Source organism: Pseudomonas sp. NPDC090208, assembly GCF_044746785.1.
In the GTDB taxonomy this organism is placed as follows: Bacteria; Pseudomonadota; Gammaproteobacteria; order Pseudomonadales; family Pseudomonadaceae; genus Aquipseudomonas.
This window is the reverse complement of record NZ_JBIVCU010000008.1, coordinates 218,765-245,001: the sequence shown is the minus strand read 5'-3', so window position 1 is coordinate 245,001 and position 26,237 is coordinate 218,765. Positions and strand designations below refer to the sequence as shown.

At 61.4% G+C, this 26,237-nt stretch carries 20 protein-coding genes; 8 read left to right on the top strand and 12 right to left on the bottom strand.

The genetic code is table 11. The features are described from left to right. Positions 1–167: 167 nt before the first annotated feature. The 3 genes from ACIPL0_RS15825 to ACIPL0_RS15815 all read right to left on the bottom strand — a co-directional run bounded on the left by ACIPL0_RS15825 (position 168) and on the right by ACIPL0_RS15815 (position 4,390). Positions 168–785, bottom strand: coding sequence for a hypothetical protein (locus ACIPL0_RS15825; RefSeq protein WP_400602555.1), 618 nt, complete (start codon positions 783–785; stop codon positions 168–170). A 184-nt stretch (positions 786–969) separates the two neighbouring features. Beyond that, the gene (locus tag ACIPL0_RS15820; RefSeq protein WP_400602553.1) at positions 970–1,323 is read right to left on the bottom strand and encodes a winged helix-turn-helix transcriptional regulator; all 354 of its coding nucleotides are present in this window, start codon (positions 1,321–1,323) and stop codon (positions 970–972) included. Positions 1,324–1,504: 181 nt separating this feature from the next. Continuing rightward, positions 1,505–4,390: an EAL domain-containing protein gene (locus ACIPL0_RS15815; protein WP_400602551.1), complete on the bottom strand. Its 2,886-nt coding sequence runs from the start codon at positions 4,388–4,390 to the stop codon at positions 1,505–1,507. Between the two features lie 274 nt (positions 4,391–4,664). On the opposite strand from ACIPL0_RS15815, the gene ACIPL0_RS15810 reads away from it, so the two are divergent. Next, on the top strand, positions 4,665–5,726 hold the full coding sequence (locus ACIPL0_RS15810) for an NAD(P)-dependent alcohol dehydrogenase (RefSeq protein WP_400602549.1): 1,062 nt from the start codon (positions 4,665–4,667) through the stop codon (positions 5,724–5,726). 1,506 nt (positions 5,727–7,232) lie between these two features. Here ACIPL0_RS15810 and ACIPL0_RS15805 read toward each other — a convergent pair. Further along, positions 7,233–9,242, bottom strand: a complete 2,010-nt coding sequence (locus tag ACIPL0_RS15805; RefSeq protein WP_400598469.1) for a diguanylate cyclase — start codon at positions 9,240–9,242, stop codon at positions 7,233–7,235. A 139-nt stretch (positions 9,243–9,381) separates the two neighbouring features. After that, positions 9,382–11,634, bottom strand: coding sequence for a bifunctional 23S rRNA (guanine(2069)-N(7))-methyltransferase RlmK/23S rRNA (guanine(2445)-N(2))-methyltransferase RlmL (gene rlmKL, locus ACIPL0_RS15800; protein ID WP_400598468.1), 2,253 nt, complete (start codon positions 11,632–11,634; stop codon positions 9,382–9,384). A gap of 562 nt (positions 11,635–12,196) precedes the next feature. Here rlmKL and rmf point away from each other — a divergent pair. Next, on the top strand, positions 12,197–12,412 hold the full coding sequence (rmf, locus tag ACIPL0_RS15795) for a ribosome modulation factor (protein WP_010223328.1): 216 nt from the start codon (positions 12,197–12,199) through the stop codon (positions 12,410–12,412). A gap of 159 nt (positions 12,413–12,571) precedes the next feature. On the opposite strand, the gene ACIPL0_RS15790 is transcribed toward rmf, so the two are convergent. Then, the gene (locus ACIPL0_RS15790) at positions 12,572–13,594 is read right to left on the bottom strand and encodes a quinone-dependent dihydroorotate dehydrogenase (protein ID WP_400598467.1); all 1,023 of its coding nucleotides are present in this window, start codon (positions 13,592–13,594) and stop codon (positions 12,572–12,574) included. A gap of 264 nt (positions 13,595–13,858) precedes the next feature. Between ACIPL0_RS15790 and ACIPL0_RS15785 the strand changes: the two genes are divergently transcribed. From ACIPL0_RS15785 to ACIPL0_RS15760, 6 genes are all read left to right on the top strand, one after another. Then, complete coding sequence (locus tag ACIPL0_RS15785) at positions 13,859–15,091, top strand: CmpA/NrtA family ABC transporter substrate-binding protein (protein WP_400598466.1); 1,233 nt, start codon at positions 13,859–13,861, stop codon at positions 15,089–15,091. After that, positions 15,066–15,641 carry an ANTAR domain-containing response regulator gene (locus ACIPL0_RS15780; RefSeq protein ID WP_400598464.1) on the top strand — a complete coding sequence of 192 codons (576 nt, stop codon included), beginning with the start codon at positions 15,066–15,068 and terminating at the stop codon, positions 15,639–15,641. Before ACIPL0_RS15785 ends, ACIPL0_RS15780 begins: the two co-directional genes overlap by 26 nt. A gap of 1,085 nt (positions 15,642–16,726) precedes the next feature. Continuing rightward, positions 16,727–17,938 carry a nitrate/nitrite transporter gene (locus ACIPL0_RS15775; RefSeq protein ID WP_400598463.1) on the top strand — a complete coding sequence of 404 codons (1,212 nt, stop codon included), beginning with the start codon at positions 16,727–16,729 and terminating at the stop codon, positions 17,936–17,938. Positions 17,939–17,956: 18 nt separating this feature from the next. Further along, complete coding sequence (locus tag ACIPL0_RS15770; RefSeq protein ID WP_400598461.1) at positions 17,957–19,651, top strand: protein kinase; 1,695 nt, start codon at positions 17,957–17,959, stop codon at positions 19,649–19,651. A 163-nt stretch (positions 19,652–19,814) separates the two neighbouring features. After that, entirely contained in the window at positions 19,815–20,741 is a 927-nt protein-coding gene (locus tag ACIPL0_RS15765; protein ID WP_400598459.1) for an extracellular solute-binding protein, read from the top strand. Positions 20,742–20,749: 8 nt separating this feature from the next. Then, complete coding sequence (locus ACIPL0_RS15760) at positions 20,750–21,511, top strand: molybdate ABC transporter permease subunit (protein ID WP_400598457.1); 762 nt, start codon at positions 20,750–20,752, stop codon at positions 21,509–21,511. 94 nt (positions 21,512–21,605) lie between these two features. On the opposite strand, the gene ACIPL0_RS15755 is transcribed toward ACIPL0_RS15760, so the two are convergent. The 6 genes from ACIPL0_RS15755 to rraA all read right to left on the bottom strand — a co-directional run bounded on the left by ACIPL0_RS15755 (position 21,606) and on the right by rraA (position 26,083). Continuing rightward, the gene (locus ACIPL0_RS15755; protein WP_400598456.1) at positions 21,606–22,640 is read right to left on the bottom strand and encodes an OmpA family protein; all 1,035 of its coding nucleotides are present in this window, start codon (positions 22,638–22,640) and stop codon (positions 21,606–21,608) included. Positions 22,641–22,746: 106 nt separating this feature from the next. Further along, positions 22,747–23,337, bottom strand: a complete 591-nt coding sequence (gene sigX, locus ACIPL0_RS15750; RefSeq protein ID WP_400598454.1) for an RNA polymerase sigma factor SigX — start codon at positions 23,335–23,337, stop codon at positions 22,747–22,749. Between the two features lie 86 nt (positions 23,338–23,423). Next, entirely contained in the window at positions 23,424–24,248 is an 825-nt protein-coding gene (locus ACIPL0_RS15745; RefSeq protein WP_400598452.1) for a mechanosensitive ion channel domain-containing protein, read from the bottom strand. A 2-nt stretch (positions 24,249–24,250) separates the two neighbouring features. Beyond that, complete coding sequence (locus ACIPL0_RS15740; protein ID WP_400598450.1) at positions 24,251–24,499, bottom strand: CrfX protein; 249 nt, start codon at positions 24,497–24,499, stop codon at positions 24,251–24,253. Between the two features lie 77 nt (positions 24,500–24,576). Then, positions 24,577–25,572 carry a zinc transporter ZntB gene (locus ACIPL0_RS15735; RefSeq protein ID WP_400598449.1) on the bottom strand — a complete coding sequence of 332 codons (996 nt, stop codon included), beginning with the start codon at positions 25,570–25,572 and terminating at the stop codon, positions 24,577–24,579. Positions 25,573–25,594: 22 nt separating this feature from the next. Next, positions 25,595–26,083, bottom strand: a complete 489-nt coding sequence (gene rraA, locus ACIPL0_RS15730; RefSeq protein ID WP_400598447.1) for a ribonuclease E activity regulator RraA — start codon at positions 26,081–26,083, stop codon at positions 25,595–25,597. Positions 26,084–26,237 lie beyond the last annotated feature (154 nt).

Genomic DNA, 26,237 nt, shown 5'->3' with positions numbered 1-26,237 from the left:
AGCGGTGTGCCAGTCAACATCCTCGTCGCAGACCCACCGCCTTCGCCAGCAAGCCGGCTCCTACAAGTTCCGCGCCTGGGCGGGTCGACAGCCATGAAAAAAGGGCAGCCGGTAAGCACCGCTGCCCTTTCCTTCCATCACCCGCCATACCACATAAAACCGTTGTTTCAGACCATCTCTGCCTTGGCCATGGCGATCTTCGCCTTGACCTGTTGCTCGGCGATCTGCTGCTCGGACTTCTGCTTCTGCAGGTCGGCGACTTTCTTGTCTACCGCTGCCTGCTGTTCCGGGGTCATCTGGTCGTACTCTTCCTTGGTCACGCCGGTCAGTTGCTGACGCACTTTTTCCGCATCGCTCTGGTTCATGTAGGCCAGGAATTGCTCCTTGGCCGAACCGGTGGCCGATGTGTCGGAAGTGCTTTCGCTGGCCGCAATGTTGTCAGACACGGTTTTCGCCACACTGTCGGACGCCGCGACCTGCTTGTCGGAAGCGGAAGAGAACGCCGCAGCGGCTGCTGCCTTGTCGTCATCCGTGACCGAGTCGGTGGTGTTGGCCATGGCTGCCTTGAGGTTCACCATCATTTTGGCGAAAGACTCGTCGTAGCCTTGTTTGTCGTCGGTGCTGCTTTGCGCCGCGCTGTTGTCGCTGCTGCCGGCAATCGCCGCAACCGGTGCCGAAGCGCCAGCCATCGCGGTGGTGTACGCATCCTTGTCATTCGGGTCGTATTGCGTGTGGGTCACGGCTTTCGACACGAAGTGGTGGATGGCACTGTTGCCAATAATCATCTTTCACCTCCTTATCAGGTTATCGATGCACCGCAGACCTGAGCAAAACAGGTGCCAGTTATCGTCGATAACGTTGAAAGCCACAGTCTATAAGGCGTGCGGAGTTTTTTGAGCATGTCGACAGCGATCAGGGTCGGCCCGTTATTGCCGTCAACGGCAGCGGCTTGCCGCCATGGACAACGCCCTACTGATCTTCGGCCTGCAGACGCAAACCCCAGTCGCGCAGCGATGCCACCACCGGACCGACTTCACGGCCTTTGGCAGTCAGCAGGTATTCCAGACGTGGCGGGTGCTGTTCGTAAAGGCGACGCTCGATCAGGCCGTGGGCTTCCAGCGACTTGAGCCGGGTCGATAGCGTGCTGGGCGCGCAGCCCTTGAGCGAATCCTGCAGGTCCTGAAAACGCCGGGTCGGATTGAGCAGCAGATCGCGCAGGATGAGGATGACCCAGCGCTCGCCGATCACTTCCAGCGCGGTGATCACCGGGCAGAACGCGTAGGGCGGGCGATTGGACGGGGTGGTGGATTTGAAATCGGACATGGGCTGGAGTCTAGCAAGGGGTTCAAGGGCTGGATAGATAGGTGAACGCTGACGCAGCGCCCTTGTAGGAGTGAGCTTGCTCGCGATTCGGCTTTACAGATACGTCGATTCTGACTGACATACCCATATCGCGAGCAAGCTCACTCCTACAAAAAACCCTTCGCTTGAGTCATCACGCACATCAGGCCAAGCCGCTCAAATCCAGCCGCTCCTGCGGCACAGGCATCGAGAAGTAGTACCCCTGAGCCTGCCCTGCCCCCATCTCCCGCAGCAGTTGCAGGGTGGCGGCGTCCTCCACGCCTTCGGCGACCACACTCAGCCCCAGCGATTCGGCCATGCGCACGATGGCGCGGACGATGGCGCGGCTGCGCGAGCTGGTGGTCAGTTCCAGAGTGAACGACTTGTCGATTTTCAGGCCGCTGAAATGGTACTGGTGCACGTAACTGAGCGACGAGAAGCCAGCGCCGAAGTCATCGAGCACCACGGACACGCCGTTGTCGGCCAGTTCCTTCATGGTTTGCCGGGCCAGTTCGGGTTCGGCCACCAGTGCGCCCTCGGTCAGTTCCAGGCAAATGCGCGAAGGCGCCACGTCGTGTTGACGCAATAGCCCCAGCACCTCGCCGGCAAATTCCGGACGACTGATGCTGTAGCTGGAGCAGTTCACATGCACCGTCGGCCAGTGCGCGTGGCACGGCTGGGCAAGCATCGCCACCACCTGTTGGAGCATGTAGAAGTCCAGGCGACCGATCAGTCGTAAACCTTCCAGCGCCGGCAGGAACTGCCCCGGCGCGATGATCCGACCGTCCGGCTGACGCCAGCGAATCAGCGCTTCGAGGGCGAGAATGCGACCCGTGGCGACATCAATGATCGGCTGGAAGTACGGCAGCAATTCGTCATTGCGCTTGAGTGCGTTACGCAACGCACCCTCCTGCTCCATCTGATCGGACACTTCGCGGCGCAGCTCCTGGTTGAACACCGCATAACTGTCACGACCAGCATTCTTGACCCGGTACATGGCGGTGTCGGCGTCGCGCAGCAGATCGGCAGGCTCCTTGTGAAACTGCAGATCCGCGGCCACCACACCGATACTGCATGAAGAAAACACCGCATGGCCGTCGATGTAGAACGGCACGTCGAAGGCCAGCAGAATGCGCTCGGCAATCGCCACGGTAACGTCCGGCGGCGCGGCGAAGGCCAGCACGGCGAACTCGTCGCCGCCCAGTCGCGCCAGCAGATCGCTCTCGCGCATGCAGCTGCGCAGGCGGTCGGCGGCCTGGATCAACAACTGGTCGCCGGAATGATGGCCGAGGCTGTCGTTGACCATTTTGAAACGGTCCAGGTCGATGAACATCACCACCAGTTCCTGACCGCGCTCACAGAACGCCTCCCAGGCCGTTTGCAGGCGCTGTTGCAGATGGCTGCGATTGGGCAGACCGGTCAGCGAGTCGTGGGCGTTTTCGTGCTGCAGCTTGGCGTTGGCATAGTCCAGCTCGCGGGTGCGGTCCTGCACCCGTGCTTCCAGACGCTGGTTGGCGGTGTGGATGGCCTCGGCGGCACTGCGCCGTGACAAGGCGGTGTCGATGTGCCGCGAGACAAAAGTCAGCAATTCCTGATCGCGCAGCGAATAGCTGACATGGGGCGAGTAGCTCTGCACCGCCAGCACGCCGCGCACTGCATCACCGTCGAACAGCGGAATGCCCAGCCACGAACAGGAGCGGTTGACCTCGTTGAGCAGGGTGATTTCGCCGTTGTTCTCCAGACGCCGCGCCTCGTCGGCATCGATCAGGCACGGGCGCCGCTGGCGAATGACGTATTCGGTAAAGCCGCGTTCGCCACGGCGCGGGTTCGGACGCCGGGTCAGGCGTTCGTCGACGTAGTAGGGAAAAGTCACCTCGCCGGTGGTGTCGTCGAACAGCGCGATATAGAAGTTCAGGGCAAACAACAGCTCGCCGACAATCGCGTGCAGGCGACCGAACAGATCGGTCATGTCGCCGGGCTGACTGGACAGTTCGGTGATCTGGAACAGCGCGCTCTGCAGGTGCTCAGCACGCTCGCGGTCGGCCACCTCGCTGCGCAACGCATCGTTGAGCCGCGACAGCTCCAGGGTTCGCCGGGCCACAGTCTCTTCCAGCTGGGCACGGTGCAGAATGCGGTCCAGCGCCATCGCCACGTGACGCGCGACCACCAGGAACAGCTCCTGATCCTCGACGCTGTAGACCCGCGACACGTCATAGACCTGCATGGCAAGCATGCCGAACACGTCATCAGTGGCGTTTTTCAGCGGCGCGCCCATCCAGAACTCCGGACGGTGACCCACGCAATGAAAACGCTCCAGCGCCCGGGCCCGCTCGATGCCGGCGGCATCGACGAACAGCGGCTGTTCGGTGGTCAGCACGTAGCCGGTCATGGATAGCCGTTGCGGATCGAGGAACTCGCAGGTTTCCGCCTCCAGCGCATCGGCATCGGTAATATCGATGTAATACGGATAGGTGATCTTGCCGCTGTGGCTTTCGTACAGCGCCAGATAAAAGTTTTCCGCGTCGATCAGGGTCGACAGCTGCTGGTGTACACCTTGCAGAAACGCCGAGCGGTCGCGGGTGGAACTGGCCAGGTAGGTGATTTCGTACAGCACCCGCTGGGTTGCCTGGGCCCGCGCCAGGGCAACGCTTTGCAGGCGCAGACCCAGACGGTTCGCCAGGGCCACCAGAAACGGATTGCCCGACTCGCGCTCGGGGGTCAGCAACCAGCCCAGCGCCGACTCGCCATGCCCGGTGACCCAACGCTGCAGGCCATGGTCGCGGCAGAAGCCATCGAACGCTTCGCAAGGTATGCGTGCCGGCCACTCGGTGGCGCTGTCGCCCTGCCCCAACAGATGCATGTGCTGACCGGCGCGATAGGCCGCCCAGCTCAAATGCGGCGCACTGTCCCGCGCCTCGCGCAGGAGTGATTCAAGGGTGTGTTCACTGGCTTGCGGGGACGCGCCTTCCGCACCGCGCTTACTCTGCGCCAACGCCGAATCATCCGGGCTGACCGGCTGCGGCGAAGGGTTCGAGACGTGGGAATTCATGGGCGCTCCATTGCCAGGACTGGACTGGGCTATCTTCATGGGGTCTGACAGATGGTTGCAAGCGCCATATGCGTCTTAGCTGCCTGTTAGCGACGGAAAAACCGGGGTTTCACGACATTTCCGTCGAACCTTACCGTTTTATCGGCAGCGCATCGTTGAAATGAAAGCTTTTGCCCCCAGACTCGCCGAACGGTAAGGATGGACCTTTGCCTCTGTCTGCCTGTCTCTGAATGCTGTATCTCTTTCTTTTTGCCCTTCTGGAGATGATCGAAAAATGATCAAGACTTACAGTTATGCCGCGCAAAAACCCACCGACCGCCTGGCCCCTTTCCAGATCGAACGCCGTGATCCCGGCGCCGACGACGTGCAGATCGATATCCTTTACTGCGGCGTCTGCCACTCGGACCTGCACACTGCGCGCAACGAATGGAACAACACCCTGTACCCGTCGGTGCCGGGCCATGAAATCGTCGGCAAGGTCACGGCGGTGGGCGCCAACGTGAAGAACTTCAAGGTCGGTGACCTCGCGGGCGTTGGCTGCATGGTCGACAGCTGCCAGCACTGCGCGTCCTGCGCCAAAGGTGACGAGCAGTATTGCGAGAACGGCTTCACCGGCACCTACAACGGCCCGGTGTTCGGCGGCGAAAACACCTGGGGTGGCTACTCCGACAAGATCGTGGTGAAAGAGAAGTTCGTCCTGCGCATTTCCCACAGCGACAATCTGGCTGCCGTCGCGCCGCTGTTGTGCGCCGGCATCACCACTTACTCGCCGCTGCACCACTGGAAAGTCGGCCCCGGCAGCAAGGTCGGCGTGGTCGGTCTCGGTGGCCTGGGGCACATGGCGGTGAAAATCGCCCACGCCATGGGGGCTCATGTGGTGCTGTTCACCACCTCGCCGAACAAGCGTGAAGACGGTCTGCGTCTGGGCGCGGATGAAGTGGTGGTGTCGAAGGATCCGGCGGAAATGGCCACCCAGACCAACAAACTGGATTTCATCCTCAACACCGTTGCAGCCCCCCACGACCTCGACGCCTTTCTCAACCTGCTCAAGCGCGACGGCACCATGACCCTGGTCGGCGCGCCGGACCATCCGCACCCGTCGCCGTCGGTGTTCAACCTCATCTTCAAACGCCGCAGCCTGGCTGGCTCGCTGATCGGCGGCGTGCGTGAGACCCAGGAGATGCTGGATTTCTGCGCCAAGCACGGCATCGTCTCCGACATCGAGATGATCAAGATGCAGGACATCAACGAAGCCTATGAACGCATGGTCAAGGGTGACGTGAAATACCGTTTCGTGATCGACATGGCCAGCCTCAAGGCAGAAGCAGCCGCATGATCATTCACCTGCAGGAGTGAGCTTGCTCGCGATAGTGGCCGTCCAGACACCCACGTGCTGAATGACCTGACGCTTTCGCGGGCAAGCCCGCTCCCACAGGGATTAGTGTTTGCCTCTACCCTCATGGCGGCTCGAAATCCGTAGCAGTCCGGCTTGCCGGCGGTAGCGCCCGAAAGATCACAACCGCCGGCAAGCCGGACTGCTACAGGGGGAGCGCGAGCTTTTGATCTGGCTTTTGATGTTGGGGCCCCGTCCCAGAAGGCCGAACGCAGGCGATGTGGAGTGGGTTGAGCGACAGGATGTCGCGAGAGCCGCGTGGGCCATGGATGGCCCATTCGCGGCGGGCCCACGGAGCATTGCCGGAGAGAGGGCACATCGAGCCTAGGCGAGATGCCGTATGGCGGGGTAAGAAGCCCTTGGCTGCCTCTTGAAACAGAGAGAGGGGCTTTTCCAAATAACTCGCCGCCAGGCGAAACAAGGCTGCGTTAGCAGACTCGGCGGAGTGTCAGACAGGCCAAGAACACAGGTTTTACGACGACTGCGTCGCCGGTCGCAGGACAAGCCAGCTCCTACATAGATCGCGGTGAAACTTCTGTAGCAGTCCGGCTTGCCGGCGGAGGCGATCTCAAGGGCGCTATCGCGGGCAAGCGCGCTCCTACAGGGAATTTGTGTTTCGCCGGCTTTTGATCTGGCTTTTGATCTTGGGGCCCCGTCCCAGAAGGCCGAACGCAGACGATGCGCAGTGGGCCGAGCGACAGGATGTCGCGAGAGCCGCGTGGGCCATGGATGGCCCATTCGCGGCGGGCCCACGGAGCATTGCCGGAGTGAGGGTACACCGAGCATTAGCGAGGTGCCGTATGGCGGGGTGTGGAGCCCTTGGTTACTTGGGGCTTTTCCAAGTAACTCGCCGCCAGGCGAAACAAGGCTGCGTTAGCAGACTCGGCGGAGTGTCAGACAGGCCAAGAACACAGGTTTTACGACGACTGCGTCGCCGGTCGCAGGACAAGCCAGCGCCTACATAGATCGCGGTGAAACTTCTGTAGCAGTCCGGCTTGCCGGCGGTGGCGCCCGAAAGATCACAACCGCCGGCAAGCCGGACTGCTACAGGGGGAGCGCGAGCTTTTGATCTGGCTTTTGATGTTGGGGCCCCGTCCCAGAAGGCCGAACGCAGGCGATGTGGAGTGGGTTGAGCGACAGGATGTCGCGAGAGCCGCGTGGGCCATGGATGGCCCATTCGCGGCGGGCCCACGGAGCGTCGCCGGAGTGAGGGTACACCGAGCATTAGCGAGGTGCCGTATGGCGGGGTATGGAGCCCTTGGTTACTTGGGGCTTTTCCAAGTAACTCGCCGCCAGGCGAAACCGGGCTGCGTTAGCAGACTCAGCGGAGTGTCAGACAAGCCAAGGACACAGGAATTACGACGACTGCGTCGCCGCTCGCAGGACAAGCCAGCTCCTACATAGATCGCGGTGACACTTCTGTAGCAGTCCGGCGATGGGGGCTTTTGCTCAGGCCTGTTCCGGTTCGATACGGTCACGGCCGGCCATCTTGGCGGCGTAGACGCCGGAGTCGGCGCGCAGCAGCAAGGCGTCGCCGCCCTCGCCTTTGCGCCAGCTGGCAAGGCCGAAGCTGCCGGTGACGCGGCCGACGCCGTCAATGGCCTCGCCGCGCAAGGCGGCCCACAGTTCGGAAGCGAGCAGGTAAGCCTGATCGCTGCCGGTGTCCGGGCACAGCACCATAAACTCCTCACCGCCCAAACGGCAGAACACGTCGCTGCTGCGCAGGCGATGACACAGGCGCTTGCAGATGGCCTGCAGCACATGGTCACCCACCGCGTGGCCCATTTGGTCGTTGATGCATTTGAAGTGATCGATGTCCAGCATCACCACCGAAAACATGCCGCCATGCCGCTCCGCGCGCTGCAACTCGGCTTGCAAACGCTCCTGAAAATATCGCCGGTTGTAGACTCCGGTCAGCGCATCGGTCACCGACATCGTGCGCAGTTCTTCTTCCACCCGCTTGCGCTCGGTGATGTCCAGGCACACCGCCAGATAGCCGACCCATTGATCGTGTTCATCGAGCACCGGGCTGACCTGCATGTTCACCAGCAGACGACTGCCGTCACGGCGGACGAAGGTCCAGTCGTGGGCCTGATGACCGTGCTCTTCCACCGCCTCCACCAGCATTGCTTCGCAAGTCTTGATCGAGCGGCCATAGCGCTGTGTCAGTTCGCAGACGTGCTCGGCCAGTTCTGCCGGCAGGTGCAACTGGCGCAGGGTGACACTGCCGCAGACCTGCGCGCTGCTGTAGCCGAGCATTTTCTCCGCGCCGATGTTGAACGTGGTAATGACCCCGTCCAGATCGGTTGCGATGATTGCCACCTGAGTGGTGGCGTCCAGCACGTTACGCAACTGACCATGGGCACCGCGCAGTTGCTGCTCGCGCTGGCGCAGTTGCACCGTACGTTGCTCGACCAGCCGTACCGCGCGCTGACGCTGACTGATCAGCGCATATAACAGTGCGCTGAGCATGAAACTGAGCACGGCGCCGAGGATCACCACGCTGTCGGTGGACGACGGGTTGGCGCCGATAAAAATGGACGTGGGGCGCAGCTCCAGGGAGTAACGACGGTCGGCGAAACTCAACGACGTCGCCACCCGCAGTTCGCTGCGGGTGGCACTGGCCGCAGACTGATACAGGAGGTCTGGCGCCTGGGCCTGGGTCAAGTCGTACAGGCGCAGAGACAGGTTATCCTGATCCTGCGCCGGCAAACCTTCGGCCATCAGCTTGCGCAGGCTGATCACCGCCATGACGAAACCTTCCAGCGCTCCGGAATGGTCGACACCCATGCGATCGCGCGTCAGCACCGGTGCAACCAGCAGAATGCCGTTGCGGTTTTCCTTTTCCAGGCCGACCAGATCCATGCGTGGCGATGCGGCCATGGCGCTGGTCTGCAAGGCGTGTTGCAGGGTGGCGTGGCGATTGTCTTCGGAGTCGACGTCAAAACCGGTGGGCAGCGGCAAGCTGCTGCGGCTTTGCGTGTAGCGCACCGGAAAATAGGTGTCGCGGTGGCCGGCCGGTTTCAGCTCGCCGGCATCGTCCATGTCGCGCACCACGTAACCGGGAATACCGTCCCGCTGAGCCAGGGTCTCGAATTGCTCACGGTCGGCGTCCAGCACCCGCGGCGCCCAGGAATAGGCCTGGGTCCAGACCAGCATGGGCCGGGCGAAACCGTTGAATTCTTCCTGGGACACTTCGTCGGAATAGACGAAGAAACGGCGCAGCGCATCCAGCCGCCGGATCTGGCCGTCGAGACGCTCCTGGATGCGGCTGACCCGCTCCGCCGCCAGCAGTTCGAAACGCTGCTGCAACTGCCGCTGATACTGCTCGACACTGGCCAGCGCCAACAGCGCGGTCAGCACCGCACCGGCGGAAAACACCAGGGCAGCGACCACCCATGACGAGGTGTCTTCGTTGATGAAACCCAGAATCTTGGCGCTTGCCTGGTTAGACGACATACGCAGAACTCACGACGCCACAGTGTTGCCGCGACACATGGCCAGGACTCTCTTATAGCTATTCGCCATTAGTTTGCCTAGTGCAGCATGTCGCCCGACGGGTAACCGGCGTTGCACCGGTTACCCGATCGTGATCGGCCTAGCGCGCGGTGATCTTCCAGGCGCGGTGGATCTTGCCGTTGCGGGCGAAATCCGGGTCGATGGTCTGCGCGGTGATTTCTTCCACGGCATAACGCTCGCTGAGGTTGTCTTCGAGCTGGAACTTGCGGAAGTTGTTGGAGAAGTACAGCACGCCGTCCTTGGCCAGACGCGCCATGGCCAGGTCGATCAGTTGCACCTGGTCGCGCTGCACGTCGAACACGCCTTCCATGCGCTTGGAGTTGGAGAAGGTCGGCGGGTCGATGAAGATCAGGTCGTATTCGTCCCGCGCGCTTTCCAGCCAGGCCATGACGTCACCCTGCTCCAGACGGTTCTTGTCGGAGAAACCGTTGAGCGACAGGTTGCGCCGCGCCCAGTCCAGGTAGGTTTTCGACAGGTCGACACTGGTGGTGCTGCGCGCCCCGCCCTTGGCCGCGTGAACGCTGGCGGTCGCGGTGTAGCAGAACAGGTTGAGGAAACGCTTGCCCGCCGCTTCGCGCTGGATGCGCAGACGCATCGGCCGGTGGTCGAGGAACAGACCGGTGTCCAGGTAATCGGTGAGGTTGACCAGCAGCTTGAGGCCGCCCTCCTTCACTTCGAGGAACTGACCCTGGGCGCTCTGGCGCTCGTACTGACGGGTGCCGCTCTGGCGCTCGCGACGCTTGACCACCACGCGGCTCTTGTCGACACCCAGCGCCTGCGGAATCGCCGCCAGCGCATCAAACAGGCGCGCCGAGGCCTTTTCAGGATCGATCGATTTGGGCGCAGCGTATTCCTGCACATGCACCCAGTCCTGATACAGGTCGACGGCCAGCGAGTATTCCGGCATGTCGGCGTCGTAGACCCGGTAGCAGTCGATACCTTCACGGCGGACCCATTTGCTGAACTGCTTGAGGTTCTTCTGCAGACGGTTGGCGAACATCTGCCCGCCTTCGCTCAGGCGTGCCTGTTCAACCACCGGTGCCGGTTCGCGGATCGGGTTGCCGTTCTTGTTCAGGCGCACCGGCTCGCGGCTGACCTGCTCTTCGGCCTGCTCACGCTCCAGTTGACGCTGTTCAGGGGTGCGGCGTTCACCGGTGACGAACTGGTCCGGCAGCACCTTGATCAGTAACAGCTTGCACGGCAACGCACCGTTCCAGAACGCATATTGCTTGTGGCTGCGAATGCCCATGCGCTTGCCCAGGTCCGGCGCGCCGGTGAACACCGCAGCTTCCCAGTTCAGGCACGCCTGACGCAGACGCTCGCCGAGGTTCTGGTAGAGGTACAACAGGCTCGCTTCGTCGCCCAGACGCTCGCCGTACGGCGGGTTGCAGATGACCAGGCCTTTCTGGTTCTGGTCCGGACGCGGTTCGAAGGTGGCGACTTCGCCCTGATAGATCTTGATCCAGTCGCTCAGGCCGGCACGCTCGACGTTGTTGCGGCCCGGCTGGATCAGCCGTGGATCGGCTTCGTAGCCGCGAATCCACAACGGCGGTTTGGCCAGACCGGCTTCGGCGCGGGCCAGCGCTTCGTCGTGCAGCTTGCGCCACAGCGCCGGGACGTGGCCCAGCCACGCGGAAAAGCCCCAGCGCTCGCGCTTGAGGTTCGGCGCAATATCGGCGGCGATCATCGCCGCTTCCACCAGGAACGTACCCACACCGCACATCGGGTCGGCCAGCGCGCCGCCTTCGGCAGCGATGCGTGGCCAGCCGGCGCGGATCAGCACCGCCGCCGCCAGGTTTTCCTTCAGCGGCGCGGCGCCTTGCTGCAGGCGATAGCCGCGCTGGTGCAGGCTGTGGCCGGACAGGTCCAGCGAGAGGATCGCCTCGCCACGGTCCAGGCGCAGGTGTACGCGCAGGTCCGGGTTGATCTTGTCCACGGACGGACGCGAACCGTCGGCGGCGCGCAGTTTGTCGACAATCGCATCCTTGACCTTCAACGCACCGAAGTGGGTGTTGTCGATGCCCGAGCCGTGGCCGCTGAATTCAACGGCGAGGGTGCCATCGGACTCCAGATGGTCGGCCCAGTCGATGTCGTGCACGCCGTGATAGAGATCTTCGGCGTTCTTCATCGGGAAGCGCTTGAGCACCAGCAACACACGGTTGGCCAGGCGCGACCACAGACACAGCCGGTAGGCGGTTTCCATGTCGGCGTCGCCGCGAATGGTGGACGTGTGTTCGCGGGTTTCCTGCAGGCCGAGGGCCGTGGCTTCCTCAGCGAGCAGACCTTCGAGGCCTTTGGGACAGGTGAGGAACAGTTCGTAACGGTCCGACATGGGTATTCCATTCATATGGCGGGACTACGCATTGTCCGGCCCGATTTCAAACAGACGCCTTTCTTGGAGAACGCCTGCGCGGCACACCGGTTGTGCCTCCACCGCAGCGATACATTTCGTCTGCGGCAGACCATCAGCCATAAAATCAGCCAACAGTGTGATATTAAAAAACCACTATTCAGCACGACAACGGCGGCAATAAAAAGTCACATCACCGACCCTTCGTCGTTTTATCTCTGACGCCAATCGGCCATCTCATGCACATGAGAAGCACTGGCGATATCCGTGGAGAGCCACGGTTCAGGGGCCTTGCCAGAAAAACAGCGTCGTAAAACACGACACTTCTTATCGTCGTAATGCCTGAATGGTTACGTTCTTATGACAAAACGGTCATTCACAGCATCCCGTCCATTGGTTAGAAATCAACTCAGGTTGTCGCCGCAACGACGACAGCACCACGCCCGTGACGCCGGCAGCGGGCTTGTAACGGCAGATGATTTCTGCCCGACCTCAACCTGAGGTCTCCAGGGACATAACAGTCAACAAACGAGGGCAACACCCTATGAGAAGACTTAAGCGTGATCCGTTGGAAAGAGCTTTTTCGCGCGGATATCAATACGGCGTAACTGGTAAATCCCGTGAGCTTTGCCCCTTTACTCTACCGTCTGTGCGCCAAGCCTGGATCAATGGCTGGCGGGAAGGACGCGGCGACAACTGGGACGGTATGACCGGCACTGCGGGTATCCACAGACTCAACGAACTTCACGCGGTCGGCTGACACTCAACGAACAACGTAACGAAAGGTAGATTCCGAAACGACAGGATTCCTTTTACAACGCGAGCCGATTTCCCATCACCATGCGCGCCCCATCCGGGCGGCGGGCTGAGAAGCCCAGGAGGGGTTCCCTTGAGGAACCCCTCTTTTTATTCCGAGCACTTAACGCGGCATTGCGGCGATGGCGTCTACCGCCTCGCGAATGAGCGCCGGGCCTTTATAGATGAAGCCCGAATAGATCTGCACCAGGCTCGCACCCGCCTCGATCTTCTCCGCCGCATGACGCCCTTCGGTGATACCGCCAGCGGCAATGATCGGCAGTTTGCCGCCCAACTCACCCGCCAGCACCTTGACGATATGCGTGCTCTTCTCGCGCACCGGCGCACCGGACAGACCGCCGGCCTCGTCAGCATGGGGCAGGCCTTCGACGCCCTGACGGCTGAGCGTGGTGTTGGTGGCGATAACCGCATCCATGCCCGACTCCAGCAGCGCACTGGCGACCAGTACGGTTTCTTCGTCACTCATGTCAGGCGCAATCTTGATCGCCAGTGGCACGCGCTTGCCGTGACGCTCGGTCAGGGCCTCCTGACGCAGGCGCAAGGCTTCGAGCAGTTGCTTGAGCGAGTCACCGAATTGCAGGCTGCGCAGGCCCGGGGTGTTCGGCGAACTGACGTTGACCGTGACGTAGCTGGCGTGGGCGTAAACCTTGTCCAGGCAGATCAGGTAGTCATCGACTGCGCGCTCGACCGGGGTGTCGAAGTTCTTGCCGATGTTGATGCCCAGCACACCGTTGTACTTGGCGGCTTGCACGCGGCTGACCAGATTGTCGACACCGAGGTTGTTGAAGCCCATGCGGTTGATGATGCCTTCGGCATGGGGCAGACGGAAAATCCGCGGCTTGGGGTTGCCCGGCTGTGGCCGCGGCGTGACCGTGCCGATTTCGACGAAACCGAAGCCCAGTTGGGCAAAGCCGTCGATGGCCGCGCCGTTCTTGTCCAGACCGGCAGCCAGGCCGACCGGGTTGGGAAACTGCAGGCCCATGACCGTCACCGGCAACCGCACCGGCGCCTTGTTGAACAGGCTGTTGAGCCCCAGACGGCCGCCGGCACCGATCAGGTCGATGGACAGATCGTGGGAGGTTTCCGGGGAGAGTTTGAACAGTAACTGGCGGGCCAGGTTATACATGGGCGGGCGCGGCTCGTTTGCGGCTGAAGTCAGCGGCGGATTATAGACGCCCGCGCCGGGCGTGTCGCGAAGTTTGCCGTGCTTGCTGCGGTTCGCTGGCATATCGCTTGCTTGAGCCTGTTTGACCACCTCGCGCCAATGGCGGCGCGGAGCATCGGACAATGACGTCGTTGTCGTCCCGGCCATGGCCCGGACGAGGCGGCGTTTTTTTATGGAAGGCCCTTCGTCGGCAACAGCAGACGGTCTTCAGGCGGAACCGAAAACATGAATGACACCCTCAACACCTCGCTGGCCTGGGTCAATGGCAGTGATGCGCCGGAACTGAACAGCATCGACGTCGGCTTCATGGCCCTGACCGACAGCGCCTCATTGATCGTTGCCGCGACCCAGGGCTTCGCCCAGCCTTATGGCCTGAACATCAACCTGCAGCGCCAGCCGTCCTGGGCCAGCCTGCGCGACCGTCTGGTCAACGGCGAACTGCACGCCGCCCACAGCCTTTACGGACTGGTGTACGCCGCCCAACTGGGCCTCGGCGGCCCGGCCAAAGACATGGCGGTGCTGATGGGGTTGAACCAGAACGGCCAGAGCATCAATCTGTCCCGCGCGTTGCAGGAAGCCGCCGTGCTCACTCCTGACGCACTGGATCGGCGCACGCACCAAAGCGAATCAAAACTCACCTTCGCCCAGACCTTCCCCACCGGCAATCATGCGCTGTGGCTGTATTACTGGCTGGCGAGCCAGGGCATTCACCCGCTGCACGACGTCGATAGCGTGGTGGTGCCGCCGCCGCAAATGGTCGAGCACCTCAAGGCGAAGCGTATCGACGGCTTCTGCGTCGGCGAACCCTGGGGCGCCAGCGCCGTCCGCCAGCAGCTCGGTTTTACCCTGGCGACCACCCAGGCGATCTGGCCGGACCATCCGGAAAAAGTCCTCGGCTGTCGCCTGAAGTTCGTCCAGCAGTACCCCAACACCGCCCGCGCGCTGGTCATGGCGATTCTGGAGGCCAGCCGCTTTATCGAACAAAGCCTGGACAACCGCCGCAGCACCGCGCAACTGCTCAGCGCGCCCGAGTATGTCGACGCGCCAGTGCAAGACATCGAAGCGCGTCTGCTGGGCGAATACGACGACGGTCTCGGCAACCACTGGCACGATCACCACGCCGTGCGTTTCTACCGCAATGGCACGGTGAACATGCCGTATCTGTCCGACGGCATGTGGTTCATGACCCAATTCCGCCGCTGGGGCCTGCTGCGCGAAGATCCGGATTACTTCGTCGTGGCCCGCCAGGTCCAGCAACTGGATCTTTATCGTCAAGCCGCCAACGCACTCGGCGTGCCCGTGCCGGATTCGTCCATGCGCAGCAGCCAGTTGATCGACGGCAAGGTCTGGGATGGCAGCGACCCGGCCGGTTACGCCCGCAGTTTCAAACTTCATGCACTGGGTGATACTCAACAGCAGGAGGAACGCCGACATGCTGCGAATCCTGCTGATCAATGACACGCCAAAGAAAGTCGGCCGGCTGAAAGCCGCGCTGGTCGAGGCCGGTTTCGAGGTGATCGACGAGTCCGGACTGATCATCGACCTGCCCGCCCGCGTACATGCCGTGCGCCCGGACGTGATCCTGATCGACACCGAATCGCCGGGCCGCGACGTGATGGAGCAAGTGGTACTGGTCACCCGCGATTTGCCCCGCCCCATCGTCATGTTCACCGACGAGCACGACCCCGGCGTGATGCGCCAGGCGATCAAGTCCGGCGTCAGTGCTTACATCGTCGAGGGCATCCACGCCCAGCGTCTGCAGCCGATCCTTGATGTAGCGATGGCACGTTTCGAGAGCGATCAGGACTTGCGCGCACAATTGCACGCCCGCGACCAGCAACTGGCCGAACGCAAACGCATCGAAACGGCCAAGGGCCTGCTGATGAAAATGAAAAACTGCAACGAGGAAGAGGCCTACACCCTCATGCGGCGCCAGGCCATGAGCCGGCAGCAGAAGCTGATTCAGGTGGCCGAGCAGATCATCGCCATGAGTGAGTTGTTGGGGTGATCTGTGTTTATTGATCTGCTGAAGGGCGCTGAATCAGTGGTTGTCGGGGCGTTTGCCAGATTGCTATCGCGAGCAGAGCTCCCTCCCACGGATAGACAGTGTTCGCCGGATCTGCGCATGGCAACACAATCCGTAAAACCACCACAGAAGCCGGCTCCTACCGCCTTCGGCCAGAAGCAAAGGCAGCTGGCATTGACTGCTACGTGCAAATTGCGTTCAGCCAGAGAGTTGGTGGTGCTGGTGACGGCGCCTTCGCGGGCGAACCCGCTCCCACAGGGAATGCGCTCGCTTGGCTTTTGCTTTTCAGCTTTTGACCTTGGGGCCCCGTTCCAGAAGGCCGAACGCAGGCGATGCGCAGTGGCGCCGAGCGGCATGGATGCCGCGAGAGCCGCGTGGGCCATGGATGGCCCATTCGCGGCGGGCCCACGGAGCATTGCCGGAGTGCGGGTATGCCGAGCCTGTGGCGAGGCACCGGATGGCGGCGTAAGAAGCCCTTGGTTACTTGGGGCTTTTCCAAGTAACTCGCCGTCAGGCGAAACCAAGCTGCGTTAGCAGCTAAAGCGTCAGGCCAGACACACCGAGTGCACAGGTTTTACGACGACTGCGTCGCCGCTCGCAGGGCAAGCCAGCTCCTACAAGGGACCGCGTAACGTGCCGAAGGCGAAACAAGGCTGCGTTAGCAGACCAGCAATCCATCAGACACACCGAGTGCGCAGGTTTTACGACGACTGCGTCGCCGGTCGCAGGACAAGCCAGCTCCTACACCGAATGGCGTTGATTCAGAAACGAAGCGGTGTCGGTGATGACGCCATCGCGGGCAAGCGCGGCCCTACGTTCCATCATCTGGCCCACGTTTTGCTAGATAGGTTTCACAGGTAGCCAACGGCGGTTGCCTCCACACACGACAAAGACGTCGCACACCCCTTCGCCAACGCGGAACGGGTTGCGACGTTTTTTGCGTTTTGGCCCCCAGAAAACGGGCCGGGTGGAGCGCCGCCATGGTGCTTCACCTGCAAGACCTGACCCGTGACGGTGCAAGCAAGCAACAACGCACCGACAATGATTTCCTGCAGATGAGGTGTGAGATGAATACAAGTTTCTGGAAAGCCGGCCACAAACCCACGCTGTTTGCAGCATTCCTCTATTTCGACCTGAGCTTCATGGTCTGGTACCTGCTGGGCCCGCTCGCCGTGCAGATCGCCGCCGACCTGCACCTGACCACCCAGCAGCGCGGCCTGATGGTCGCCACACCGATTCTGGCCGGCGCGTTCCTGCGCTTCCTGATGGGCATGCTGGCCGACCAACTGTCGCCAAAGACCGCCGGCATCATCGGCCAGGTCATTGTCATCGTTGCACTGTTCTGCGCCTGGCAACTGGGCATCCACAGCTATGAGCAAGCCCTGCTGCTGGGTGTGTTCCTCGGCATGGCCGGCGCGTCGTTCGCCGTCGCTTTGCCGCTGGCCTCGCAATGGTATCCACCACAGCACCAGGGCAAGGCCATGGGCATCGCCGGGGCCGGCAACTCGGGCACCGTATTCGCCGCGCTGATCGCACCGGTGCTGGCCGCCAGTTTTGGCTGGAGCAACGTGTTCGGTTTTGCCGTAGCGCCGCTGGTACTGACCCTGATCGCCTTCTCGCTGATGGCGCGCAACGCTCCGGAACGGCCAAAAGCCAAATCCATGGCCGACTATTTCAAGGCCTTGGGCGACCGTGACAGCTGGTGGTTCATGTTCTTCTACAGCGTCACCTTCGGCGGCTTCATCGGCCTGGCCAGCGCCCTGCCCGGCTATTTCAACGACCAATACGGCCTGAGCCCGGTGACCGCCGGCTACTACACCGCCGCCTGCGTGTTCGGTGGCAGCCTGATGCGCCCACTGGGCGGCGCGCTGGCCGACCGTTTCGGCGGTATTCGCACGCTGTCGGGGATGTACGCCGTGGCCGCCATCTGCATCGCGGCCGTGGGTTTCAACCTGCCCAGCTCGTGGGCGGCACTGGCGCTGTTCGTCGCCGCGATGCTCGGTCTGGGTGCCGGTAACGGCGCGGTGTTCCAGTTGGTGCCGCAGCGTTTCCGCAAGGAAATCGGCGTGATGACCGGCCTGATCGGCATGGCCGGCGGCGTTGGCGGCTTCCTGTTGGCAGCCGGCCTGGGCGCGATCAAGCAGAACACTGGTGACTACCAATTGGGCCTGTGGCTGTTCGCCCTGCTGGGCGTGCTGGCCTGGTTCGGCCTGATGAACGTCAAACGTCGCTGGAGAACCACCTGGGGTTCCGCCGCCGTCACCGCTGCGCGCGTCTGATTGCTGCAAGTCCTGCCCATGAATCAGCCTTTGACGTTGCCAGCCCCACCGGCCACCGGCCTGCAGTTGCGTTGCGCGGAATACAGCGCCAGCGGCCCGCGCGCCGAGAATCAGGATGCTCTGCGCATGGTCACCCCGGCGCCGGCCCTGGCGGCCAGCAAAGGCTATCTCTTCGCGCTGGCCGACGGCGTCAGCCAGTGCATCGATGGCGGTCTGGCCTCGCGCTCAACCTTGCAGGCGCTGGCGCTGGACTACTACTCGACGCCAGAAACCTGGGGAGTGGCGCAGGCGCTGGACCGTCTGTTGCTGGCGCAGAACCGCTGGCTGCAAGCCAATGGCCTGCTCACCACCCTGAGCGCGCTGGTCCTGCGCGGGCGACGCTTTACCCTCGCCCACGTCGGCGACTGCCGGGCCTATCGCTGGTTCGACGGCGAACTGCAACGAATCAGCGAGGATCATGTCTGGGAACAGCCGGACATGCAGCATGTGCTCAAGCGAGCACTGGGGCTGGATCAGTATGTGGTCATGGATTATCTGGACGGCGAGCTGCGCGAGGGCGAACGCCTGTTGCTGGTCAGCGATGGCGTCTGGTCGGTGCTGGACGACAGCCGCATCCGTTCGATTCTCAACGAACAGCATGATCTGGACGCTGCGGTGCGCACGCTGGTGCAATCGGCGCATCTGGCCGATGGTCAGGACAATGCCAGCGCGCTGCTGATCGAGATCGAGCAACTGGGCAGCGACACCCTGGGCGACACCCTGTTTCAGTTGCAGCAGTGGCCGCTGCCACCCGCGCTGAAGGTCGGTCAGCGCTTCGAGGGCTGGCAGGTCGAGGCGCGACTGGGCGATTCCCGGCAGTCCCTGCTGTACCGCGTTCGCGATGCCCAGCAGCACCGCTGGTTGCTGAAAACCCTGCCGCAAAGCCGTTCGGATGAACAAGGTGCAGGCCAGGCCTTGTTGCTGGAGGAGTGGTTTCTGCGCCGGGTCGCCGGGCGCTTCTTCCCCGAGCTGCATCCGCTCGGCGACCGGCAGCACCTGTATTACGTGATGCGCGAATACCCCGGACGCACCCTGGCGCAGGTTTTCGAGCAACAGGGCCCGCAGGAACTGGCGCAGTGGCTCAAACTTGCCCGGAGCCTGATCGGCGCCATCGGTTTGCTGCATCGGCGCAACATCGTTCACCGCGACATCAAACCGGAAAACCTGCTGATCGACGATGACGACGAGCTGCGCGTGCTGGATTTCGGCCTGGCGTTCTGCCCAGGTCTGTCAGCCAGCCTGCCCGGCGACGTACCGGGCACCCCGAGTTTCATTGCGCCTGAAGCATTCGCGGGTGCAGAGCCTGCGCCCGCGCTGGATCTGTATGCGGCCAGCGTCACCCTGTATTACTTGCTGACCGGTCACTACCCGTATGGCGAAATCGAAGCGTTTCAGCATCGCCGCTTCACCACGCCAGTGCCGGTCAGCCGCTATCGGCCGGATGTACCTGAGTGGCTGGAACGGCATCTCGATCAAGCCCTGCAAGCTGCACCGGAAAAGCGCTTTGAAACCGCCGAGCAATGGCTGTTGCAGCTTGAACGGGGTGAATTGGCGACGCTGGACACCCGCCCTCGGCCGTTGCTGGAGCGCGAGCCGCTGAAGGTCTGGCGCGGCCTTGCCCTGCTGTCGCTGCTGCTGAATCTGCTGCTGTTGATCTGGCTGATGAGGCACTGAACCGCAGAGCATCTTGTCGCGGCAATAGCGCGTAACGGACAACCTTGCGCGACCAGCTCCCAACAGGCCATCCAGGCGCCATAAACGCCAGATTTCCCGACGATCACTCGGCTACCATCGCGCGCTGTATAGCTTTTCACATATCGCGATAAGGGGTATTGCCGTGATCAGACACAAATTGGCTGTGGCCATGGGTAGCCTGCTGTTGGCCGCTTCGACATCAAGCTTTGCGGCGGATGATTTCCGCGTGGCTTACGCCGGTTCCATGGGCGTTGTCATGGACAAGTTCATCGGCCCGGCATTCGCCGACCGCCAGCATGTCAATTATCAGGGCCAGGGCGAAGGCGCTTATGGCCTCGCACGCCTGCTGGCATCGGGCAAAGCCACTGCGGACGTGTTCGTTTCGGTGACGCCCGGCCCGATCGAGATTCTGCAGAAAGCCGGTCTGGTGGATGACGCCGTCCCGGTGGCCAGCACCCGCATGGTGATTGCCTACAACCCGAAAAGCCCGTTTGCCGCCGCCCTCGCCGCCAGCAACAAGGACGGCGCCGGTACGCCGTGGTGGCAGGTGCTCAAACAGCCTGGACTGAAATTCGGGCGCACTGATGCCCGCGTCGATCCCCAGGGTCAGAACATCATTTTCAGTCTGATGCTCGCCGAGAAGTACTATCGTCAGCCCGGCCTGAGTCAGGCAGTGCTCGGCGACACACAGAATCCGCAGCAGGTTTACGGCGAAGGTGGCCTGCTTAGCCGCCTGCAAGCCGGCCAGCTTGACGCCGCATCGGGTTATGAGAGCGCGACGCTGTCGGCAAAACTGCCCTACGTCGCGCTGCCCGACGAGATCAACCTGAGCAATCCGGCCTTCGCCAAAAGCTGGTACGACACCGTCAGCCTCGACCTGACCGGCAGCAACGGCCAGCCACAGCACCTGACCCCGCAGCCACTGGTGTTCTACGCCGCCGTGCTGAAAAACGCCGCCAATGGCGCGCGCGGCCAGGCTTTTGTCGACTTCCTGCGCTCGTCCGACGGCCAGGCGCTGTTCAGTCAGAACGGCTACGGCCAGCCCAAGGGTGAAACCCTGCATCGATGAGCAGGCACATGCCGATGTCGCGTGGCGTCGTCTGGTTCGGCCTGCCTGCGGGCCTGTTGTTGGCACTGCCCTTTCTCACCCTGATCGGGCAGACCGCATGGGGCGAGCTTCATCTGGCCTATGGGGACTGGCAGGCCGTCGGCACGTCGCTGGGTTTGACCTGCATCTCGATGCTGCTGATGGTGCTGCTCGGCACGCCGCTGGCCTTCTGGCTGGCGCGTAGCCGCTCGAAATGGCGAAGTGTGGTGCAGGGACTGGTGTTGATGGCGTTGCTGACGCCACCACTGGCGATGGGGATTTTGCTGGTGTCGGCGTTCGGCCCGTACAGCACGCTGGGCACGTTTTTGGGGCATCTGGGTGTGGTGCTGTCCAACAATGCCATGGCGTTCGTGCTGGCTCAGTTGTATGGCGGTCTGGCGTATTTCGTCCTCACGGCCACAGCTGCTTTCGCCGCCGTACCGCGCCATCTGGAAGAAGCCGCGCGCAGTCTCGGTTGCTCACCCTGGCAGGGTTTTCATCGTGTCACGTTGCCCGTTGCACAGCGGTCTCTGGCGACAGGACTGGCAATCGCCTGGGGCCGGGTGATCGGCGAATTCGGCATTGTCATGGTGTTCGCCTACTTCCCTCAGGGCATTCCCGTGAAACTGTTCGTCAATCTGCAGAATGACGGTGTAGACGCCGTGTACGCTTTGATGTGGTTGCTGTTACTGGTGACGCTGCCGTTCCCGATAGCGTGTCTGACACGGTATAATGGCCAGGCGAAATATTAAATCGCTATCAATTAAACAATGATCGAACCTTTATCGTTGGCGCAGAAAAAGAAAAACCCGGCCGGAGCCGGGTTTTTCGTAGAGCGTGGGCTAATTACTTGGCCTGGGCTTCTACTTGAGCTTCTACGCGACGGTTAACAGCGCGGCCAGCTTCGGTGGCGTTGTCAGCAACCGGACGGGTTTCGCCGTAGCCAACCGAGTTCACGCGGTTAGCACCAACACCGTACTGGTTGACCAGAACCTGTTTAACGGCGTTAGCACGACGCTCGGACAGTTTCTGGTTGTAAGCGTCAGGACCGACGGAGTCAGTGTGACCTTCAACAGTGGTGGTGGTTTGTGGGTACTGCTTCATGAAGTCAGCCAGGTTCTTGATGTCACCGTAGCTGTTTGGCTTGACGACCGACTTGTCGAAGTCGAACTTGACGTCCAGCTCAACACGTACGACTTCAGCAACAGCTGGGCAGCCGTTGGCGTCGACGGTAACGTTCGCTGGGGTGTCAGGGCACTTGTCGACGTTGTCGCAAACGCCGTCGTTGTCGCTGTCGGAGCAGACTTCTGCAACAGGAGCAGGAGCCGCTTCAACTTTCTTGGAGCCGCCACCGAAGTTCACACCGATACCAACGCTTGGTGCCCACTCGGTGTCACCCTGGTCGATGTTGTACTGAGCTTCAACGCCAGCACGGGCGTAGAAGTTGTCGGTGAAGTACAGTTTTGCACCGCCGCCGATGTTGGCGAAGGTGGAGCGGTCACGACCACCACGGCCGTTCTGGCCGATGCTCTGGTCGGAGAAACCAGCCGAAACGTACGGACGCAGCATGTCGCCCGGGTTGTTGAAGTGGTACAGAGCGTCCAGAGCAGTGTTCGCGCCCTTGATGTTCCGGCCATCGTCGCTACGGACGTTGTGCACTTCGTCATAACCCAGACGCAATTCAACGTCGTCGGTCAGGAAGTAGCCAACAGAACCGCCGAACAGGTTGCCGTTATTTTTGAAATTACGAGCGCTGTCGAACTGTTCTTTCTTGGCGAAGCCTTCGATTTCGACTGCGCCTTGGCCTTGTGCCAGCGCGCCGAACGAAGTTGCGGCAACAATAGTACCAATGGCCAAGCCCAAGGTGTTTTTCAGTTTCATCCGTTAAATCCCCATCTGGTGATTGTGAAGCGGTCCCGATTTCCCGGGACAACTCATCGGCAAGTCTATCAGAACTTGCCTGCCCGTTAGAGATATTTGCCCCGAGTTAAGTTTCGGTAACGCCTGCAAATTTCTCGCGTAGTTTATCAAGTGCCCTTTTGTATCGCATTTTCGTGGCACTCAGGCCCATGTGCATTATGTCTGCGATCTCTTGAAATTCCAGCTCTGCGACAAATCGAAGCACCAGGATTTCACGGTCAATCGGGTTCACATGCACGAGCCAGCGATCGAGTCCGCCCTTCTCTTCGGTCTTCGGCGCCTTCTCTTCCGACGCCTCCTCGAGGGGGTCCAGACTCAGCGCATCCATCAATCGACGTTTGCGCCGCTCCTTCCTGTACTGCGTGATGCACTCGTTGTAGGTGATGCTGTAGAGCCAGGTCTTGAACTTCGATTTGCCCTCGAAATTCTTCAATCCATACAACACCTTAAGCATCACCTCCTGACAGACATCATCCGCATCGCGATCGTTCCCTAAATAGCGCGCGCAGACGTTAAAAAGTGTCCGCTGGTAGCGCCGCATCAGCTCCTCGTACGCCCGGGTCACGTGAAACAGCTCGGCGTGCGAGCGCGCAACCAGCTCCTCATCAGTGAGCTCGCGGGGGTCGTAACGCAGTGAGTGCGATTGGGCTTTATTCAAAACAGGTCGTGCCGACAGTCGAGTAAATGGCCGCCGCCCGGGGTGTCCCGGATTTTGCGGCGGCATACATTAGCAGATTTGCCGGTTCAGCGGCTGCTTACGCGTTGTTCGAGGAGGACGCGGTTGGACAGCGACACCAACTCTCCCTCATCGGTCAGCAGCGTGGTCTTCACCGTGCCAATCTCTTCGATCAGGCCTTCGACCTCTCCAATACGCACTTGTTGCCCTACCTGATACAGCTCCCGCACATAAATTCCGGCCAGGATCTGCCCTGCGATTTCGCGGCTTCCCAGGCCCATGGCCAGCGCAACGGCCAGACCAACGGTAATCAATCCAATCACGATGACATGGTTCAGCAGGTCGGTTTTCACCTCGAGCTGGCTGATTGCCACCGAAATACTGATGATAATGACCAGCCACTGGGCAATCCGCCCAAGGCCCGCCGAGTAATCCAGGCCTACGCCTTCAGCCGCGCCACGCACGATGCCGTTGACCAGTTGCGCCAGCAGCACACCTACCAGCAGCACCAGCGCTGCGCCGAACACCTTCGGCAGGTACAGCGCCAGCATGTCCAGCGTCGCCGAGACCCGCTCAAGGCCGAGGGATTCTGCCGCCGAAACCAGGAAAATCAACAGCACAAACCAATACACGATCTTTCCGATCAGCGTCGAAATCGGCACTTGAATGCCTGCACGACCGATCAGTTTTGTCAGTCCGGTGCCGCCCATCAGGCGATCCAGACCCAGTTTTGCCAGCAATTTGGACAGCAGGGTGTCGAGCAGCTTGGCGACGACAAAACCCAACAGAACAACCACCAGAGCGCCGAACAGGTTCGGGATGAAGTTCGCGACTTTGGTCCACAACGCAGTCATTGCGGTGACCAGACTCTGTGTCCAGAGATCCAATTCCATATTCAATCAGCCTTGTCTGAAATACCGCCAGGTGTCGTCTTGCGACGGGAAACCGGTGAAACGTGAGCCGAGCCGTTGTTCACGGCGATCATCATTGCCTGCATGCAACGCCCGAGCAGGCTGAACAGGTCCCCTGCTCCGACCTGACGGTTGGCGGTCTTCAACACGCGCCCCAAAACCGCATTGTCATCCCGGCTGGAGGACGACGAATTGAGCATGTCGCGCAGTGATTCTTCGAACGGGTCGTGCATAGGCACCTCACGTGATGTCACTGACAGACGCAGGGCGTTTTCTACAAGTCACAAAACGCATGGGCCTTTTTTTCCCGTTACATCCAGCGCAGGCGCTTGAACAACCAGATTTGCCCCACCGCGACGACCACCATCAGGCCACATGCCAGCATGAATCCGTGGGTATTGTCCGACCCCGGAATTCCGCCAACGTTGATCCCCAGCAAGCCGGTGATGAAACTCATCGGCAGAAAAATGCCGGTGATGATACCGAAGCGGTACATCGTCCGGTTCATCCGCTCGTTAAGGCGCCTGTCTTCGGCCTCAAGCACCAGCCCCACGCGCTCGCGAGTCAATTCCAGCTCTTCGAGGTAACGGGTCAGACTGTTGTTCAACTCGTTCCAGTAGTCGGCATCGTCTTCAACGAACCAGGGCATTTTGCTGCGGGTCAGCTGCGCGTAGATTTCCCGCTGCGGCGCCAGAAAACGCCGCAACCCGGCCGCCCTTCGACGGATGTGCACCATGTTGCCGTGCTCGGGCATATACCGTTCGTCGGCATCTATACGCTCTTCCATGTCGTCGACCAGTTCGGTCAGCTCGCTGACCACTGCCTGCACCTTGTCGGTGAGCAACTGAGCGAGATACAAAAGCAGCTCCGAGGCGGTTTTCGGCCCTTTGCCATCGCCGAACAGCTCGATCAGCTCATCCGTGGCGCGCAGCGAGCGCAGACGCAGGGAAATCACCTGCTGGGCAGCAGTAAAGATGCGCACCGAGACCATGTCTTCCGGCTCGGCGCCCGGGTTGAGGTTGACCCCGCGCAAAAACAGCAGCAATTGTTCGTCCGGCAGCGGCAACAGCCGCGGCCGGGTGTTTTCTTCAAGCAGCAGATCGCAGACAAACTCATTGAGCCCGCTGGCTGTACGCAGCCAGGTCTGGGTCTGCGGATGGCTACGATCCCAGTGCAGCCATACGCTTTCGTGGGGCTCCAGTTGCAGGCTATCCAGTTCGGTTCGAGCTATTGAACGCGCCCCGCCTTTACCGTCCAGTACCAGGGCATGTACCAGCCCCCACTGCGCGTTTGTATCCTCGACCATTCGCTGTCCTGTCATGCACCGGTCAGTCCGGCATTCTCAAAGGGCTTGGCGACACGATGATGCCGTTGTTGTCGGCATACACATACTCACCGGGGCGGAAAGTCACGCCGCCGAAGCTGACCACCACGTTCAGATCCCCCAGACCGCGTTTTTCGGTCTTCAGCGGGTGGCTGGCCAAAGCCTGCACACCGAGGTCGGTCTGCGCCAGCACGTCGACATCGCGCACACAGCCGTAAATCACCATGCCTTCCCAGCCATTCTTCGCAGCCTTCTCGGCCAGCATGTCGCCAAGCAAGGCGCATCGCAGCGAACCACCGCCATCGACCACCAGCACCTTGCCCTTGCCGTTCTGGTCGGCCTGCTCACGCACCAGCGAGTTGTCCTCAAAGCACTTGAGGGTGACGATTTCTCCGCCAAAGGAGTCGCGACCGCCAAAATTGCTGAACATCGGCTCGACTACGCGGACCAGTTCCGGGTAGGCATCGCACAAATCCGGGGTGATGTAGTGCATGGTTAACTCCTGTCAGTGAGAGCTTCGTCGAAGGATAGACCTGTTTGAACAGATCCCGGGGCTCGCACGTCTGACCGCGCCAACGCCCACATTGCTTCCTTATATAGGACAAAACCCTGACCGACGAGTCGCGCACGCTGGCTGCATCGGCGGA